The 15867-nt window shown below is 68.7% G+C and carries 12 protein-coding genes; 6 read left to right on the top strand and 6 right to left on the bottom strand.

The window, feature by feature from the left end:
• The first annotated feature begins 21 nt into the window (after positions 1-21).
• Positions 22-1551: a S8 family serine peptidase gene (locus ABZX92_RS14190; RefSeq protein WP_355558181.1), complete on the top strand. Its 1530-nt coding sequence runs from the start codon at positions 22-24 to the stop codon at positions 1549-1551.
• Between the two features lie 51 nt (positions 1552-1602).
• Here ABZX92_RS14190 and ABZX92_RS14185 read toward each other — a convergent pair whose 3' ends face one another.
• The gene (locus tag ABZX92_RS14185; protein WP_355558179.1) at positions 1603-3399 is read right to left on the bottom strand and encodes a trypsin-like serine protease; all 1797 of its coding nucleotides are present in this window, start codon (positions 3397-3399) and stop codon (positions 1603-1605) included.
• Between the two features lie 219 nt (positions 3400-3618).
• Between ABZX92_RS14185 and paaZ the strand changes: the two genes are divergently transcribed.
• On the top strand, positions 3619-5640 hold the full coding sequence (gene paaZ / locus ABZX92_RS14180) for a phenylacetic acid degradation bifunctional protein PaaZ (RefSeq protein ID WP_355558176.1): 2022 nt from the start codon (positions 3619-3621) through the stop codon (positions 5638-5640).
• Positions 5641-5736: 96 nt separating this feature from the next.
• Here the strand turns inward: paaZ and ABZX92_RS14175 are convergent, their stop codons facing one another.
• Positions 5737-7212 (bottom strand): FAD-dependent oxidoreductase, encoded by a 1476-nt coding sequence (locus tag ABZX92_RS14175; protein ID WP_355558173.1) that lies wholly within the window; start codon positions 7210-7212, stop codon positions 5737-5739.
• Between the two features lie 48 nt (positions 7213-7260).
• Here ABZX92_RS14175 and ABZX92_RS14170 point away from each other — a divergent pair, with 48 nt between their 5' ends.
• The 4 genes from ABZX92_RS14170 (at position 7261) to ABZX92_RS14155 (ending at position 10948) form a co-directional block, all read left to right on the top strand.
• Positions 7261-8517 (top strand): NAD(P)/FAD-dependent oxidoreductase, encoded by a 1257-nt coding sequence (locus ABZX92_RS14170; RefSeq protein WP_355558170.1) that lies wholly within the window; start codon positions 7261-7263, stop codon positions 8515-8517.
• A gap of 47 nt (positions 8518-8564) precedes the next feature.
• On the top strand, positions 8565-9071 hold the full coding sequence (locus tag ABZX92_RS14165; protein WP_082115509.1) for a helix-turn-helix domain-containing protein: 507 nt from the start codon (positions 8565-8567) through the stop codon (positions 9069-9071).
• Between the two features lie 22 nt (positions 9072-9093).
• Positions 9094-9993: an SRPBCC family protein gene (locus tag ABZX92_RS14160; RefSeq protein ID WP_355558166.1), complete on the top strand. Its 900-nt coding sequence runs from the start codon at positions 9094-9096 to the stop codon at positions 9991-9993.
• Between the two features lie 130 nt (positions 9994-10123).
• On the top strand, positions 10124-10948 hold the full coding sequence (locus ABZX92_RS14155) for an extensin family protein (RefSeq protein WP_355558163.1): 825 nt from the start codon (positions 10124-10126) through the stop codon (positions 10946-10948).
• Here the strand turns inward: ABZX92_RS14155 and ABZX92_RS14150 are convergent.
• From ABZX92_RS14150 to ABZX92_RS14135, 4 genes are read right to left on the bottom strand one after another with little or no spacing between them, the layout of a single operon-like run.
• Complete coding sequence (locus ABZX92_RS14150; RefSeq protein ID WP_355558160.1) at positions 10907-11566, bottom strand: HAD-IA family hydrolase; 660 nt, start codon at positions 11564-11566, stop codon at positions 10907-10909. The two genes, ABZX92_RS14155 and ABZX92_RS14150, sit on opposite strands and share 42 nt — an antisense overlap.
• Positions 11563-12918 (bottom strand): hypothetical protein, encoded by a 1356-nt coding sequence (locus ABZX92_RS14145; protein WP_355558157.1) that lies wholly within the window; start codon positions 12916-12918, stop codon positions 11563-11565. The genes ABZX92_RS14150 and ABZX92_RS14145 overlap by 4 nt, the downstream gene beginning before the upstream one ends.
• A complete protein-coding gene (locus tag ABZX92_RS14140; RefSeq protein ID WP_355558154.1) occupies positions 12915-14375 on the bottom strand; it encodes an L-tyrosine/L-tryptophan isonitrile synthase family protein in 1461 nt (486 codons plus the stop codon). Before ABZX92_RS14140 ends, ABZX92_RS14145 begins: the two co-directional genes overlap by 4 nt.
• 6 nt (positions 14376-14381) lie before the next feature.
• Positions 14382-15572: an MFS transporter gene (locus ABZX92_RS14135; RefSeq protein WP_355558151.1), complete on the bottom strand. Its 1191-nt coding sequence runs from the start codon at positions 15570-15572 to the stop codon at positions 14382-14384.
• Positions 15573-15867: the final 295 nt, after the last annotated feature.

Below are 15867 nucleotides of genomic sequence, written 5' to 3'. Positions count from 1 at the left end.
ACGCCCGAAAGGACCTTTCCCATGCAACGCACCACTTTCGGACTCGTCGCGCTCATGGCGCTGACCGTCGCGATGATCACGCCGGCTCAGGCGGCGGAAGCCGATTTCGTGCGGGCGAAGAATCCCGTGCCCGGCGGCAGCTTCATCGTCTCCCTCAAGCCCACGTCCGTTCAAGCCGCGTCCAGCACGTTGGTCGCGCGGTACGGCGGCGACCTCGACACCGTGTTCTCCCACGCCATGCGCGGCTTTCAGGTCAAGAACCTGACCGAAGCCGCCGCGCGGAAGCTGGCGGCCGATCCCGCCGTCAAGACCGTGTACCAGGACGGCACGGCGCGGGCGCTGGACGTGCAGGACAACCCGACCTGGGGCCTGGACCGCGTGGACCAGGCATCTCTGCCGCTGGACAAGAAGTACAACTACCCGGGCGGTGGCGCGTCGAACGTGACGGTCTACGTCACCGACACGGGTGTGAAGACCTCGAACGCCGAGTTCGAGGGCCGGGCGTCCGTCGGCGCCGACTTCATCGAGGACGGTCAGAACGGCCAGGACTGCTCCGGCCACGGCACCCACGTGGCGGGCACGATCGGCTCGAAGACCTACGGCGTGGCCAAGAAGGCCAAGGTGGTCTCGGTGCGCATGCTCGGCACCAGCTGCACCGGCAACGGTCCTGACTCGGCCGGCGTCAAGGCCATCGAGTGGATCACGGCGAACGCGCGGAAACCCGCCGTGGTCAACGCTTCCTGGACGTTCGACACCGCCGACATCGGCAACGACGCCATCGCCGGGATGCTCGCCTCCGGTGTGCAGATGGCCGTCGCGTCCGGCAACAGCTCCACCGACGCGTGCGGCACCGGCCCGGCCAAGATCGCCGCGTTGATCACCGTCAACGCGACCTCGTCCAACGACGCTCGTGCCTCGTTCTCCAACTACGGCATGTGCACGGACATCTTCGCCCCCGGTGACAACATCACTTCGCTCGGGCTGAACGGCGGTACCGCGAACATGTCCGGCACGTCGATGGCCACCCCGCACGTCACGGGTGTCGCGGCGCTCTACCTGTCGGCCAACCCGTCCGCGAGCCCGCAGGCCCTGCGCGACGCACTGGTGAACAACGCCACGAGCGGCAAGGTCACCAACCCCGGTTCCGGTTCGCCGAACAAGCTGCTCTACAGCGGTTTCATCGGCGGCGGTCCGGATCCCGTGTGCGGTCCCGGCACGAACGGCGACGACGTGTCCATTCCGGACACCGGCACCGCGGTGTCGTCGTCGGTGACGATCTCGGGTTGCACCGGCAACTCCACGGCCTCGGCGACCGTGAAGGTCGACATCAACCACACCTACACCGGCGACCTGGCCATCGACCTGGTCAGCCCGTCCGGCAAGTCCTACAGCCTCAAGAAGGCGGGCGGCGCCTCGTCGTCAGCGGGAGTCCACGAGACCTACACCGTCGACCTGTCCTCAGAAGCGCGCAACGGCACCTGGAAGCTGCAGGTCACCGACATCTACACCTACGACACCGGCAACATCGACTCCTGGACTCTCACCGTCTGAACCAGGTGAGCGGTTTCCGTTGCCGTGGCGACGGAAACCGCTCACGAACAGCTATCGGGTGACGGTCAGCGTGAACGTGGTCCTGCCGGTCTTCCCGTCGGCCGAGGTGGCCGTGACGGTGATCGGGTAGGTGCCGGGCGAGGTGGAGAAGTTCGTGAAGATCCAGACGTTGCTGCTGCCGTTCTGGCCGATCGTGGCCGGGTTGAACGACAGCGAGGCACCCGAGGGCACGCCGGACGCGGTGAGCGTCAGGTTTCCGGTGCCGCCAGCGGCCTTCACCAGGGTCTGGGCCAGCAAACCCTGCCTGACCGTGGCGGACGACGGCGTCGCGGTCACGGTGACCTCACCGGTCGGCGGCTCGGTGCCTTCGACCGTCAGGGAAACCGTTGTGGTGGCGGTCTTCCCAGCCGCGTCCGTGCCGGTGACCGTGATGGTCGAGGTACCGGCGGTGGCCGTGGAGGACACGTCCAGCGTCAGCTTGGCCGAGCCGCCGGCCGCGATCGACGTCGGCTGGAACGTCGCCTTCACCCCGCTGGGCACACCGCTCGCCGACAGGGTGATGGTCTGTCCACCTCCGGTGCTGGAGATGGTGGTGGAGACGTACTTGCCCTTGGCCGCCTTCACGCTGCTCGGCGACGCGGAGAGCGTGAAGTCGCCGGGCTGGGGATCGCCGGTGACCGTCAGCGAGAACTTGCCGGACGCGGACTTGCCGCTCGACGTGGTGCCGGTGATCGTCACCTCGTAGGTGCCGCTCGGTGCCGAGGTGCTCGCGTCGAACGTGACCTTGGCCGACTCACCGGTGGTCACCGTGGTCGGCTGGAAGACCGCCTTCACGCCGCTGGGCAGGCCGGACGCGGACAGCGTGGCGTTCTCCTGGCCGCCGGAACCAGCCGTGGTGGTGATCGCCGCGGACAGCGTCCTGCCCTTGGCCACCGAACCGCTGCCGGGTGACACCGACAGGCCGAAATCACCCGTCGGCGGCTGGTCGCCGACCTCGGTCTTCACCCAGTCGCCCATCTCGTTGTCGAGACGGCCGTAGATCGAGTACCACTTGAAGTCCGACCGGCTCCAGGACGCGACGCCGTAGACCTTGCCGTCGACGACCAGCGGGCCGCCGCTGTCACCCGGCAGGATCGTGATCCGGCCGTCGGCGTACCCGGCGCAGATCATGTAGGCGGACTTGAAGCCCGCACCGACGCCCTGGCAGACGCTGTCGCCGTTGACGATCGGCAGGCTCGCCTTGTCGAGGGTGACGTCCTGCGAGGTGTCGTTGAAGTCCTTCTTGCCGTAGCCGAAACCGAGCCCGGTCCTGCCCGGCGCGGCGCCACCGGAGTCCGCTGACGTCGCGAACTTCGGGTACGCGGCGCCGCCCTTGAGCGCGATGTCCCGGTCCACGGTCACGACCGCCACGTCGTAGCCCTGGTCGAAGTTGACGTACTTCGGGTGCTTCTTGTAGCTGACGACGTTCACCGCGAACCCGGTGCCGGCGCCGCCCTGGTAGTCCTTGAGGTCGTCGAGCCCGTAGACGAACTTCTTGTCCCCCTGGGCGTCCGCGCAGTGCGCCGCGATGAGGATCTTGCGCGGTGCCACGACCGTGCCGGTGCAGGTCTGTCCCTCCGGCCGCGACCCGCCGGCGCGGATGCCCGCGACGATGCCGGGGAACTCGCTGACGGTGGCGTCCTGCCCGCCGGCGAACGTGGGGGAGACGTCGCCGAGGTTCGCGGGAACCGTGTCCCCGAGGTAGTTGGCCGCAGGGGCGTTCGGCGTGGCGTGCGCGACGCTGACGGGTGCCAGTGCCGCCGCCGCGACCAGGGCCAGCAGGCCCCAGGACCGTGGTGTTCTTGTCACGTTGGTTCCTCTCCGGATCGAGAACGCCCACCTCAGGGCAGGGATGGCGGCCGTTCGCTGTGATCACTGTCGGAGCAGCGGCGGAGCGGAACAATCAGGGTCGGCATCAGTAGGGGTACGGAACTTTCTCCTCCCCGGCGCTGTCGGCGGCGGCTGATACGTTGCTGATGGACGGGTCGATGAGGATCCATCGGCCCTTTTCAGGGAAGGGTTGGCTCGATGAGCTTGCTGCGCAGCTACGTGTCGGGTGCTTGGCACACGCCTTCGGTGGAGGGCGCGCCGTTGCACGACGCGGTCACCGGTGAGGAGATCGCCCGGATCTCGTCCGCGGGCGTCGACATGGGGGCTGCCCTCGCGTACGGCCGCTCGGTGGGCGGGCCGGCGCTGCGCGAGCTCACGTTCCACCAGCGCGCTCAGATTCTGAAAGCGCTCGGGCTGTACCTGAAGGAGCACAAGGCCGAGCTGTACGCGTTGTCCGCGCGCACCGGCGCCACCAAGTCCGACTCGTGGATCGACATCGACGGCGGCTTCGGCGTGCTGCTCGGCTATGCGTCGAAGGCCAAGCGCGAGCTGCCGAACGACAAGGTCTACGTCGATGGCGCCGTGGAGCCGCTGGGGCGCGGTGGCACGTTCGTCGGCCAGCACATCTGCACGCCGCTGCACGGGGTCGCGGTGCAGATCAACGCCTTCAACTTCCCCATGTGGGGGCCTTTGGAGAAGTTCGCGCCGGCCTTCATCGCGGGTGTGCCGTCGCTGATCAAGCCGGCCTCGCAGACGGCGTACGTGACCGAGAAGATGGTCGAGCTGATGCTCGCCTCCGGGTTGCTGCCGGAGGGGTCGTTGCAGCTGGTCTGCGGGTCCGCCGGCGATCTGCTCGATCACCTGACGCCGCAGGACCTGGTCGGGTTCACCGGTTCCGCCTCCACCGCCCAGCACCTGCGCACGCACCAGGCCGTGATCCGGTCGTCGGTGCGGTTCAACGCCGAGGCGGACTCGCTGAACTGCTCGATCCTCGGGCCTGACGCTGTTGCGGGGACGCCGGAGTTCGACCTGTTCGTCGGTCAGCTGGTGGCGGAGATGACGACCAAGGCGGGCCAGAAGTGCACGGCGATCCGGCGCGCGCTGGTGCCTTCTTCGCTGATGGACGCGGTGGCCGAGGCGACTGCTTCGAAGCTGGCCGAGGTCGTGATCGGCAACCCGGCCGACAAGTCGGTGAAGATGGGCGCGCTGGCCGGTCTGGAGCAGCGCGAGGAGGTTCGCCGGTCGTTGAAGGCGTTGCAGGAGAACGCTTCGGTGGTCTACGGCGACGGCGCTCTGTCCCTTGTGGACGCTGACGCTGAGCGCGGTGCGTTCATGTCGCCGATGTTGCTGCGTGCCGCGGCCGACGCGGTGCAGCCGCACGAGGTCGAGGCGTTCGGGCCGGTGTCGACGCTGATGCCGTACACCTCGGTGGACGACGCGGTCGAGCTGGCGGCGCGCGGTGCCGGTTCACTGGTGGGGTCGATCGTGTCCGCGGACACGGACTTCGTGCGGGACGTCGTGATCGGCGTGGCGCCGTGGCACGGCCGGTTGCTCGTGCTGGACCGCGAGGACGCGGGCGAGTCGACCGGGCACGGGTCGCCGCTGCCGATGCTGGTGCACGGCGGGCCCGGCCGGGCCGGTGGTGGCGAGGAGATGGGTGGCATGCGCGGCGTGCTGCACCACATGCAGCGCACGGCCGTGCAGGGCAGCCCTCGCACGTTGTCCGCCATCACGAACCGCTGGGTCACCGGAGCGCCGCGCAACGAGGAGTCCGTGCACCCGTTCCGCAAGACGCTGGCCGAACTGCGGCTGGGCGACACGGTCGTGGCCGGGCCGCGCGAGGTGACGCTGGAGGACATCGAGCACTTCGCGTCGTTCACCGGCGACACGTTCTACGCGCACATGGACGAGGAAGCCGCCGCGGCCAACCCGTTCTTCGGCGGGCGGGTGGCGCACGGCTACCTCGTGGTGTCGTTCGCGGCGGGTCTGTTCGTGTCGCCGGAGCCCGGCCCGGTGCTCGCGAACTACGGCCTGGAGAACCTGCGGTTCGTCACGCCGACGTTCCCCGGCGATCAGCTGACGGTGACGCTGACCGTCAAGCAGATCACGCCGCGCGAGGACCAGGAGTACGGCGAGGTGCGCTGGGACGCGGACGTGACGAACCAGAAGGGCGAGTCGGTCGCGAAGTACGACGTGCTCACCCTCGTGGCCAAGAACTAGCGTGCGGAATCCGGCCCACGTCGACGAAGGTTCCCTTCATCGACCAGCCAGACCGCGCATATCGGGCACATCGGGTGGCTGGGGACTGCCGCCTCACTAGCGGGGTTCGCGTTTCGGGAGGGGCCGGGTCGCCGGTCCCTCCAGCACCTCGCCGTCCACGTCGAAGCGCGAGCCGTGGCACGGGCAGTCCCAGCTGCGTTCGGCCGCGTTGAAGCGCACCAGGCAGCCGAGGTGGGTGCAGCGCAACGAGACCGCGTGCAACCGGCCGCCGGGGTCGCGGTAGACGCCCGTCTTGCCGAGCCCGTCGCGGATGACGTGGGCCTGGTCCCGCGGCAGGTTCTCGCTGGACGTGGCGTCGGCGGGCAGCACCCGGTCGCCGACCAGCTGCGCGGCCACCTCGGCGTTCTTCTTCACCAGCTCCGGCAACGACTTCAGGGACAGGCGGTGCGGGCTGAAGCGATCGGCCAGGTCGTTCGGCTTGCCGGTGATCAGGTCAGCGAGCAGTGAGGCGGCGAACGTGCCGCTGGTCAGGCCCCACTTCATGTAGCCGGTGGCGGTGAAGAGCGTCGAGGAGCCCGGCGTGTAGGAGCCGATCATCGGCAGGTGGTCGTAGGAGGTCGGGTCCTGCGCCGACCAGCGGTGCGTGATCTCTGACACCTGCCAGTGCCTGCGGGCGAAGTCCTCCAGTCTGCGGAACGGCTCCACCGCGGGCTGCCCGGTCGGGTGGCTCTGGCCCGCGAGGATCAGCTTGTCGTCGTGGGCGGCGATGGACCACGACGGGCTGCCCGCACTGATCGCGAGCGACTCCGGCGGGTGGCTCACGCGAGCCGCGACGCAGTACGCGCGGGTGAGTTCCAGGCGGGGGAAGTAGAGGCCGCGGTCGAGCGTCGGGTAGTGGGTCGCGATCACGATCTGGGCCGCGTCGACCTGACCGTCCGCTGTGGACACCCGAGTGCCGGTCACGTCGATGACGCGGCTGTGCTCGCAGACCAGGCTGCCGGAGCCGTCCACGGCGGAAGCCAGGCCCCGCAGGTACTTCACCGGGTGCAGCGCGATCTGGTCGTCCAGCCGGATCGCCCCGTGCACCTCGAACGGCAGGTCGACGTCCGCGGAAGCACGTACGGGCAGGCCCACCTGGCGCGCGGTGATGAGCTCGTGGTCCACGTCCCGCATCTCGGACTCGGTGTAGGCGTAGGTGACGGCGGGGGCACGGCGCAGATCGCAGGAGATGCCTTCCTGCTTCACCAGGTCGGCCACCTGGGCGACGGCCGACACCGAGGCGGTGGCGTAGTCGGTGGCGGCGGCGATGCCGTGGGTGCGGCGGATCGTCGAGTACACAGTGGACTGCAGGGCGGTGACCTTGGCGGTGTTGTTGCCGGAGACGCCCGAGGCCACGCGGTCGGCTTCCAGGACGACGACGGTCAGGCCGCGCCGCTTCAGCAGCAGGGCGGTGGTGAGCCCGGTGATGCCACCGCCGACCACGGCCACGTCGAAGGTGTGCCTGCCGCTCAGCGGCGGGCGGGCCGGGCCGAGCGCGGTGAGCCAGAGCGACTGGTCAGCGGTGGTGGTCATGGGGTGCGGATACCCGGCAGCCGATGCGGGTATTCGACCGCCATGGGTATGCACCGAGTAGTCGTTGTCGGTGGTGGGTTCGGTGGGCTGGGGGTGGTGCGCGGGCTCAAACGCGCGCCCGTCGAGGTCGTGCTGATCGATCGCACGAACCACCACCTGTTCCAGCCGTTGCTCTACCAGGTGGCGACGGCGTTGCTGTCCGCGGGAGACATCGCGCCGGCGTTCCGGGCGATCCTGCGCAAGCAGCGCAACGCGAGGGTGCTGCTGGGTGAGGTGACCGGGTTCGACGCGCAGGCCAAGAAGGTGCACGTCGACCTGCCCGACGGCACCTCCCGCACGACCAGCTACGACACGCTGGTGGTCGCGGCCGGGTCGCAGGACAGCTACTTCGGGCACGGGGACTGGGCCGAAGACGCGCCGCCGATGAAGACGCTGGAGCAGGCGGTGGGCCTGCGTTCGAAGCTGCTGAAAGCGTTCGAGACGGCGGTGGTGGCCGATGACCCGAAGCAGTGGCTGTCGTTCGCGGTGGTCGGGGCGGGGCCGACCGGGGTGGAGCTGGCCGGGCAGCTCGCCGACCTCGCCAGGAGGGCGTTGAAGGGGCAGTTCCGGGAGATAGACCCGCGCGACATCCGGATCACGTTGCTCGACGCCGTGCCGCACGTGCTGCCGCCGTTCTCCGCGCCGCTGCGGGAGCACGCGCGGGCCAAGCTGGAGCAGCTCGGCGTGACGGTCATGACCAACGCGATGGTCGAGGCGATCGACGAGACGGGGCTGACCACCGAGGACGGTGACCGGGTCGAGGCGCGGACGATCATCTGGGCCGCCGGGGTGCAGGCCTCGCCGCTGGCCCGCAAGCTCGCCGAGGCGACCGGGGCCGAGGTCGACCGCAAGGGCCGGATTCTGGTGAATCCCGCAGACTGTTCCGTGACGGACGAGGTCTTCGCGATCGGCGACATGGCCAACCTGGACAATCTGCCGGGGATCGCCGAACCCGCGATCCAGGAGGGCCACCACGTCGCCCGCGTGATCGAAGCACGCCTGAACAACCAGAAGACCAAGCCGTTCAAGTACCTCGACCTCGGCACGATGGCGACGATTTCGCCTGGTGACGCCGTCGCGGACGTCAAGAAGCTGCGGCTGAAGGGCATCATCGGCAAGGCGGCTTGGGCGGGCGTGCACATCGCGTTCCTGGTCGGCTGGCGCAACCGGGTCGCGGTGCTCGCGCAGTGGGGGTGGAACATCGTCACCGGCCGCCGCGCGCAGCCCATCATTCTGGAGCCGATGCATGCGATAGAGCGGAAATAGCAGGCGCCTCTACCGTCCACGAAAGCCGACGGCTGGGAAGTGGACGTATGTCGAACCTGGTGAACCAACTGCCCGTCGAGGTCGTGCGGTGGCCGGTGGACGCGGCGGCACGGGAGGCGTGCCAGCGCAGCGGGACGTTGTGCCTGCTCGTGCTGGAGAAGAACGTGCCCGCGCCCGTGCTCACCGACATGCGCGAGGACTGGGTCCGCGCGCCGGTGCCGCACCAGGACCTCGCCGTGCGCATCGCCATGCTGCGCGCCCGCGCGGCCCGTTACGCCGTGCCGGAGCTGGACATGTCCGGCATCCTGCGCTTCCGCACGCGTTCCGTGGTGCTCTCACCCACCGAGCGCGCGCTGGTGGCCGAGCTGCTCAGACGGTTCCGTGCGCTCACCTCGCGCGAGGACCTGCTGGTCTGCCTGCCGTCGAAGGACGGCGACACGAGCAACGCGCTGCACCTGCACATCATGCGGTTGCGGCGCCGGATCGCCCCGCTCGGCCTGGTGATCAAGACCCTGTGGAACCAGGGTTATCAGCTGGGCCCCGCCGGTCCCTAGAAAAAGTGGGTACCCCCAGAGCATGAACACCGAGCTGCTGGGCATCTACCTCAACGACCACCTGGGCGGTGCGATGGCGGGCACCGAGCTCGCCCGTCGCATCGGCCGGACGCACCCCGAGCTGCGCGCGCTGGCCGACGACATCGAGGCCGACCGCAAGGAGCTGCTCGACGTGATGCGCTCCTACGACGTGGAGCCGCGCCCGCACAAGGCGGCGATCGGCTGGCTCACCGAGAAGGCGGGCAGGCTCAAGCTCAACGGCAGGCTGCTCGGCCGCTCGCCGTTGAGCGACGTGCTGGAGCTGGAGACGCTGCTTATCGGCATCAAGGGCAAGGCCGCGCTGTGGCGGGCGCTCACCACGCTGCCGGGAGACGCCGAGCGGTTCGAACGCCTGCTGCGCCGCGCCGAGAGCCAGGCGGACCTCGTCGACCAGTACCGCCTGCGGATCGCGCCGAAAGCGTTCAACGCACCGCACGTGTCCGGCGTCGACGTCGAGCGCACCTTCACCGTGGCCTCCACGCCGGAGGGTGTCGTCGAGTACCTGCGCGACTTCTCCCGGGCCGAGCAGTGGGATCCCGGCACGGTCAGCTGCACGCGGCTGGACGAGGGCCCGGTCGAGGTCGGCTCGCGCTGGCGCAACGTCTCGACGTTCCTCGGCCGCAAGACCGAGCTGGTCTACGAGCTGACCCGCGACGACGTCCACGGCCTGCAGTTCGTCGGCACCAACGACACCGCGACCTCGACGGACGACATCTCGATCACCGCCGGATCTGCTCCCGGCACGACGAAGATCAGCTACCACGCGCACGTCGACTTCCGCGGCATCGCGAAGCTCGGCGCACCGGTGGCGAAGCTGGCGCTCGAGAAACTGGGCAACGACACCGAGAAGAACCTCATCCGAGTTCTCGGCGACGTGCGGTAAAGAAGAAGGAAAACCCCAGTTCAGGGCGGATTCCCCAGGTCGGACGTGATCCCTAGACTCCCTCGCGCCGGTTGGTGAGGCAGGCCCTTCCTCCTGTCCGCACCGGCTAGGACACAGAGGGAGTACTGGGGTGTTCGAAAACAACGTCACCAGGCGCGGCTTCGTCACGGGCGCGGCGGCCGTCGCCGGTCTCGCGGGTCTGTCCACCATCGCTCCGGGGCTGGCCGGCGCCGCCCCCGTCACGAACGACCAGCACACCGAAGGGGAGATGGCCCCCGCGGTCGGCGCGCTGGCGATGATGACGTTCCAGAAGATCGACGGCACGCCCGTCTACTACTGGCGCTCCAACCGCGGCAACACCACCGCGCGCAACTGGCAGTGCACCGACGCGTTCTACAACGCGCTCGTCGCCTGGATCCGGGACCTGCGCTCGCTCTCGTCGAGCTACGGCTCGATCAGCTACATCGTCTCGGCCGGTTTCTACGTCGACAAGCCCGGCCAGCACGGCGCCGGCACCGCGATGGACCTCGACCACGTGCGCTGGTCCGGCGGCAACACCATCTCGCCGCTCGACCAGGCGCACGCGTCGACGAACGCCGCGATCCGCAAGCGCTACCTCGCCACGGAGGCCGTGTGCCGCCGCCGGTTCCGGTACGTGCTCGACGGCTGGTACAACGCCGACCACCACGACCACATCCACTCCGACTTCGGCGGCATGCCGGTGCGCGTGCTGAAGGACTCCGAGTCCGACACGAAGTTCGTCCAGGCCGTGTGCAACAACTTCCGCGGCTCCGGCCTCGTGATCGACGGCATCTGGGGCACCAACACGCAGAACGCGTTCAACGGCCTCAAGTCGGCGCTGGGCGTGACGGGCGACCCGCACACCAGCTCCTCGGTCTGGCAGTCGATGTGCTCAAAGATCGCGACCAAGGGCTTCGCGAACCAGAACATCTGACTCGAAGCCGTCGTAGCTGTCGATCCAGGAATCCGGCTCCAGGCCGGTGATTCCGTAGCCGAACGACACGCAGACGACGGGTGCGCCCGCCGCGCGGGCGGCCTGCACGTCGCTGATGCTGTCCCCCACCATCAGCGCCGCGGTGCCGCCCGCGCGCCGGACCGCTTCTTCGAGATGACGCGGATCCGGTTTGCGGTAGGGGAGTTCGTCGCCGCTGACCACCGCGTCGAACGCCGTGTCGAGGCCCAGCGCCTTGAGCATCCCGCCGGTGATGCGGCCGGACTTGTTGGTGCACAAGGCGAGCCGCACGCCACGGCTGCGCAGCCGCTTGAGCAGTTCCTCCACTCCCGGATAGACGTGGGCGCGGTGTCCGGGGTCGGCGGCGTACGCGGTCAGGTACGCCTCCTGGACGGCCGGAGCCAACTCTTCCGAGGCTCCGGCCTTCTCCAACGCCGCCCGCACCAACGCGTGTCCGCCCATTCCGACGTACAGCCGTGTCTCGTCGTCCACCAGTTCGACCAGGCCATGGGCTTTCAACGCGACGTTGACGGCGTGCGTGATGCCGGAAACCGTGTCGACCACGGTCCCGTCCAGGTCGAAGACCACCGTGTCGATCACTCCGGATCCACCGCACTGCCGATGGAACGCACGATTTCCTCCTCAGTGCCGTGCGCGAAGCACAACGGCTGCCGGCCGAGCCACGAGAAGGGCCCCGGACCGGCGAACCTCACCGGCACGGCCTCGGTCAGCGCGGTGATCTCGGCGATCGTCAGGAACTCCAAAGGCTTCCTGCGGTCCGCGACGGCGAGCACGTGGTGCGACAGCAACCCGCCGCCGCGCGTGCCGAGCGTCAGGATCGCGGGCATCGCGGGCTTGTCCTTCTTCTCGTGCACCGTCAGCCGGATCGACGCCGACGCGGCCGGCACCACCCGCCGATCTGCCGCATGAATTGCCACGTAACGCTTTGTCGCCTCCCACGCCACCGCGGAGACGAACGCGAGACCGTCCTCCACCGCCGTCTCGTGGCCGATGATCTCCCGCCACACGGCCTGGTGCCTCGGGTTGACCAGCGAGCTGACCCCGGCCCGCGTGATGGTGCGCACCCGCGCGGGATCCTCCTTGAGCCACCACGAAAGCGGCTCGGAAGGCGTCACGCCGTGGACCGGCTCACCTCGCAGGGCGAGTGCGAAGACGTTGTCCCAATCGACGTTCATCACCATGGTGTGCAGGCGGCTGGTGACCGCCTCGGCCGGCAGCGCGGCCAGCTCCTCGGCGTAGAAACCGGACCAGCGCGGGTCGTCCGGAGTCGACTGGCGGAAGTCCGAGAACGTCACGGAAGCCTTGTCCACCAAGAAGCTCGCGATCTGCTCGCGTTGGGCGTCGTAGGCCTCGCGCGGCCACGCGTCGGTGATCAACGCGTCGGCGAACCGCTCACCACCTGACCGCACGGCCAGCGAGACGGGCTGTTCGGCCAGTTCCGCCACGGACTCCACGAGAGCGACGAGCCTGCCGACCGCGAACACCTCGGCCAGATCCGCGTACGGCCCGGCGGTTTTGAGTCCGCCCGCGTCGCGTTTCGGTTGCCCCAGCGCGATTTCGAACGCCAACGGCTCGCCGGACCGGTCGAGGATCTGCTGCTGGAGCGTGCGGACGTCGAGGCGGCCCGCGTTGCGGCTGATCACGTGGTCGCGGAACAGCTCGGCGACCAGCGCGGCTCGACGTGCGGCGGGATCACCCAGGGAGCTGTACAGCGCGTCGCCCGCGAGGACTTCGAGCATGCCGCGAGCACGCTTGGTGAAGCGCTTGACCTGCTTGCGCACGCCGTCCCGCCAAGGTGGGGTGAAGTCGTCGGAGACGGTGACACCAGGGCGATCCAGGGCCGAGGAGGTCATCCAGGCCTGGGAGTCCTCGCGGAGCAACGTGAGGAGGCGGCTTTCGCTGACCACCTTCTCGGCGGTTCCGATGGTCATACGTCAGCCCTCTCCAGCAGGTGGTGCAGCGAATCTCCGAGCACGGGCCCTGTTCCCGTGACATAGGCGAGCGGCTGCTGTCCCTCTTCCAGCCGTGCCAAAGCCCGGTATCGGTCATCAGCCGCCACCCGGTGCCGCGCGCCTGACACCAGCACCGGGACCTCGCCCGCCGCCTCGCGTTCGATCAGGTAGCGGAACGTCGGCTTGGCCTCGCCGTTCTCGAAGTCGTAGCCGCCGGTGCAGTGCTGCGCGGTCATGTTCGCGTCGCGCGAGGTCGCCGTGACGAAGTGCAGCTCGCCCGGCTTGCCGTGGATCGTCAGCTTCACCGCGTCCGGCGTGACCGTGCGCAGGACGTTGAGATCCCTGTCCGCCAACGAGATCGCCACGTACCGGCAGGCCGCCGAGAACGCCTCGCGCCGCAGTTCGCCGTGATCCACCTCGAAACCGATGTCCGCACGCGGCGCCACTTCCCTCAACGGGCGGCGCAACGACGTGACGTAGTGGACGTAGGCGTCCATCACCTGGTCGGGACCAGCGGAAACGTCCTCGTGGAACCTCGGGTAGCAGGTCGACGTGGCGATGGACCAGAACGTGAACGCCAGCTGCGAACCCACGTCGGAGGCAGCGGTCATCTCGTCCAGCGACGGCACCGGGGCGGTCTCGTCGAAGAACGGCGTGTAGTCGCGCTCCAGGTCCACGACCCAGTCGGCGTAGCGGGAGGCGCGCTGGTCCCAGTGCGACGAGGTGATGCCGGCACGCACCCAGTCCTCGTAGTCGCAGATCTCCAGCACGCCGGCGGCGCCCAGCTCGTGCACCCACAGCCGCAGCGAGTCCTGGTAGTCCAGCACCAGGTCGTCGGGCGTGTGGCAGGCGCGGTTGTACTTGCGGCCGTCGGCCAGCACGCGGAACACCGCGCCCGTAGGACTCAACGCGTTCAACGTGTGCGCGAGAGCAGCGCAGCGGGCCAGCGAGTGGATCTCAGCGGTGTCCGGCGCGCGGCCGCGATTCTTCACGGGTGAGAAAGGCTTGCGGGAGAACAACGGCAGCACGAGCTCGACCGGCCGGCCCGCCGAGATCATGCCGAGCACCTGGTCACGAAGCTCGGCCCGGCCGAAGTGCTCCTTGCGGGCCTTGAACCACTTCCCGTCGAACAACGCCTCGGCGACCAGCTCGGCGGCGCCCGGCTTCGCGACGCCGTACTCCTTGGCCTGCTTGCGGGCACGACCCAGCGCGGCGTCCACACGGGCCGCCGCCGCACGACTCACCGCGTGTGCGAGGGCGGGCATGACCTCGTCGATCCAGTACTTCGCGTCGATCGCCACGGATTTCGAGGCGAACTCACGTTGACGGTAGAGCTGGAAGGGTTTGCTGCGGACATGGGAGATCAACCGGTGACCACCGGAGATCTGGCTGCGGCGCTGCTCGGCGTTGAGAGCGTTGTTCAGGGTTTGCGTCATTGGCCTTCACTTCTTCACCAGGTGAAGTGCCGCGAACACGGCACTGATGGCAAGGGGCACGAACAGGAAGGCGTTGACCGTCGGCCAACTGGTGGCGGAGAGGAGCGGCCCCGCGGTGAGCGCACCGAAGGCGGAGGCGCCGAGCGTGAACATCTCGCTGACGCCCTGCGTGACCGACTTCTCGTGGGGAAGGTAGGAACTCGCGAGCAAGGTCGTGCCGGAGACGAACATCAGGTTCCAGCCGATGCCGATCAACGCCAGGGCGACCATGAAGGCGGTGTGCGACGAGCTGCCCAACGCGATCAGTGCCCCTGCCGCGTTGACCACCACCCCGGCCAGAACCGTTTGCGCGGCCCCGATTCGTGCGGCGAGACGGCCGGAGACGAAGGCCGTCGCGTACATGCCGACCATGTGCCACTGGATGACCGACGCGGCCTCGTGCACCGAGTGACCCGAGCCGGACGCGGCGATCGGGGCGGCGGTCATGGCCAGCGTCATGGTGAAGTAGCCCGCGCCCGCACCCGCGACACCGGCCAGGAACACCGGCTGGCGTGCGATTTCCCGCAACGTGCGCGGCTCACCGGCGGGAACGGCCTTCTCCACGGCCTTCTCGGCGCTGTCCACGGTCATGAACGCGACCACCGCCGTCGAGGCCAGACCCAGCGCCGTGACCAGCGCGTATGAGCCCGCGAAGACCACCGGCAGGACGTCCGAGACCGCCGTGGCGAGGAACGGGCCGGCGACCGCGGCGAGGATTCCGCCGCTGAGCACCGTGGAGATGGCCTTGGCGCGCTGGCCGGCGGGGGAGATGTCGGCGGCGGTGTAGCGGTAGTAACCCGCCAGCGCCTGGAACACGCCGATGCACGCCACGCTGCCGCAGAACAGCAGGTAGCTGTGCAGGGTCACGGCCAGCACCGAGACGAGACCGCCGACGACCGCGGCGAGCGAGCCGACGAGGAATCCGGCTCGCCTGCCGTGCCTGCGCATGAACGCTGACGCGGGATAGGTGGTGAGCCAGGAAACGATGCTGATGAGCGCGAACGGCACGGTGGCGAGCACGGGGGACGGCGCCAGCGAGAGGCCGACGATTCCGGTCAGCGTGAGGTCCACGCTGATGCAGCACTGGTAGAGCGTCTGGGCCGCGGTGAGCAGCGACATGTTCCTCGCGCGTTGCCCGGCAGGCGCGGAAATACTCATTCAGATACACGTCCACTCGGAATAAGGAACGCAATGATGCTGTGTGTAACCGTTTACATATCGAAAGGCTACTTGACCTTCTCGCGACGACACAACGGTTGTGGCCGGACCCACTGGCAACATGGCCATTGCCTGTCCCAGGTTGATCCTGGGGAAACACCTAGTTACCTGCGGCAAAAGCACTGGCCGGGTGGAATTGAGACGCAAGGAAGCCCCTCGGTCTCATTTGGGGGAGACCAAGGGGCCCGGCGGCCTTGCTATTTGACTGTTTTACCCATCAAGTGGAAGTGCTGTC

Origin of the sequence: Lentzea sp. NPDC006480 (assembly GCF_040611995.1) — a bacterium.
Taxonomy (GTDB): domain Bacteria; phylum Actinomycetota; class Actinomycetes; order Mycobacteriales; family Pseudonocardiaceae; genus Lentzea.
Note: the sequence above shows the minus strand (reverse complement) of the source record. Positions and strands in the feature narration are given on the sequence as shown.

Excerpts from the sequence above, each read along its gene's own strand:
- ABZX92_RS14190 (WP_355558181.1), top strand. The coding sequence starts at position 22 with ATGCAACGCACCACTTTCGGACTCGTCGCGCTCATGGCGCTGACCGTC.
- paaZ (WP_355558176.1), top strand. The coding sequence starts at position 3,619 with ATGAGCTTGCTGCGCAGCTACGTGTCGGGTGCTTGGCACACGCCTTCG.
- ABZX92_RS14175 (WP_355558173.1), bottom strand. The coding sequence starts at position 7,212 with ATGACCACCACCGCTGACCAGTCGCTCTGGCTCACCGCGCTCGGCCCG.
- ABZX92_RS14170 (WP_355558170.1), top strand. The coding sequence starts at position 7,261 with ATGCACCGAGTAGTCGTTGTCGGTGGTGGGTTCGGTGGGCTGGGGGTG.
- ABZX92_RS14165 (WP_082115509.1), top strand. The coding sequence starts at position 8,565 with ATGTCGAACCTGGTGAACCAACTGCCCGTCGAGGTCGTGCGGTGGCCG.
- ABZX92_RS14160 (WP_355558166.1), top strand. The coding sequence starts at position 9,094 with ATGAACACCGAGCTGCTGGGCATCTACCTCAACGACCACCTGGGCGGT.
- ABZX92_RS14145 (WP_355558157.1), bottom strand. The coding sequence starts at position 12,918 with ATGACCATCGGAACCGCCGAGAAGGTGGTCAGCGAAAGCCGCCTCCTC.
- ABZX92_RS14140 (WP_355558154.1), bottom strand. The coding sequence starts at position 14,375 with ATGACGCAAACCCTGAACAACGCTCTCAACGCCGAGCAGCGCCGCAGC.
- ABZX92_RS14135 (WP_355558151.1), bottom strand. The coding sequence starts at position 15,572 with ATGAGTATTTCCGCGCCTGCCGGGCAACGCGCGAGGAACATGTCGCTG.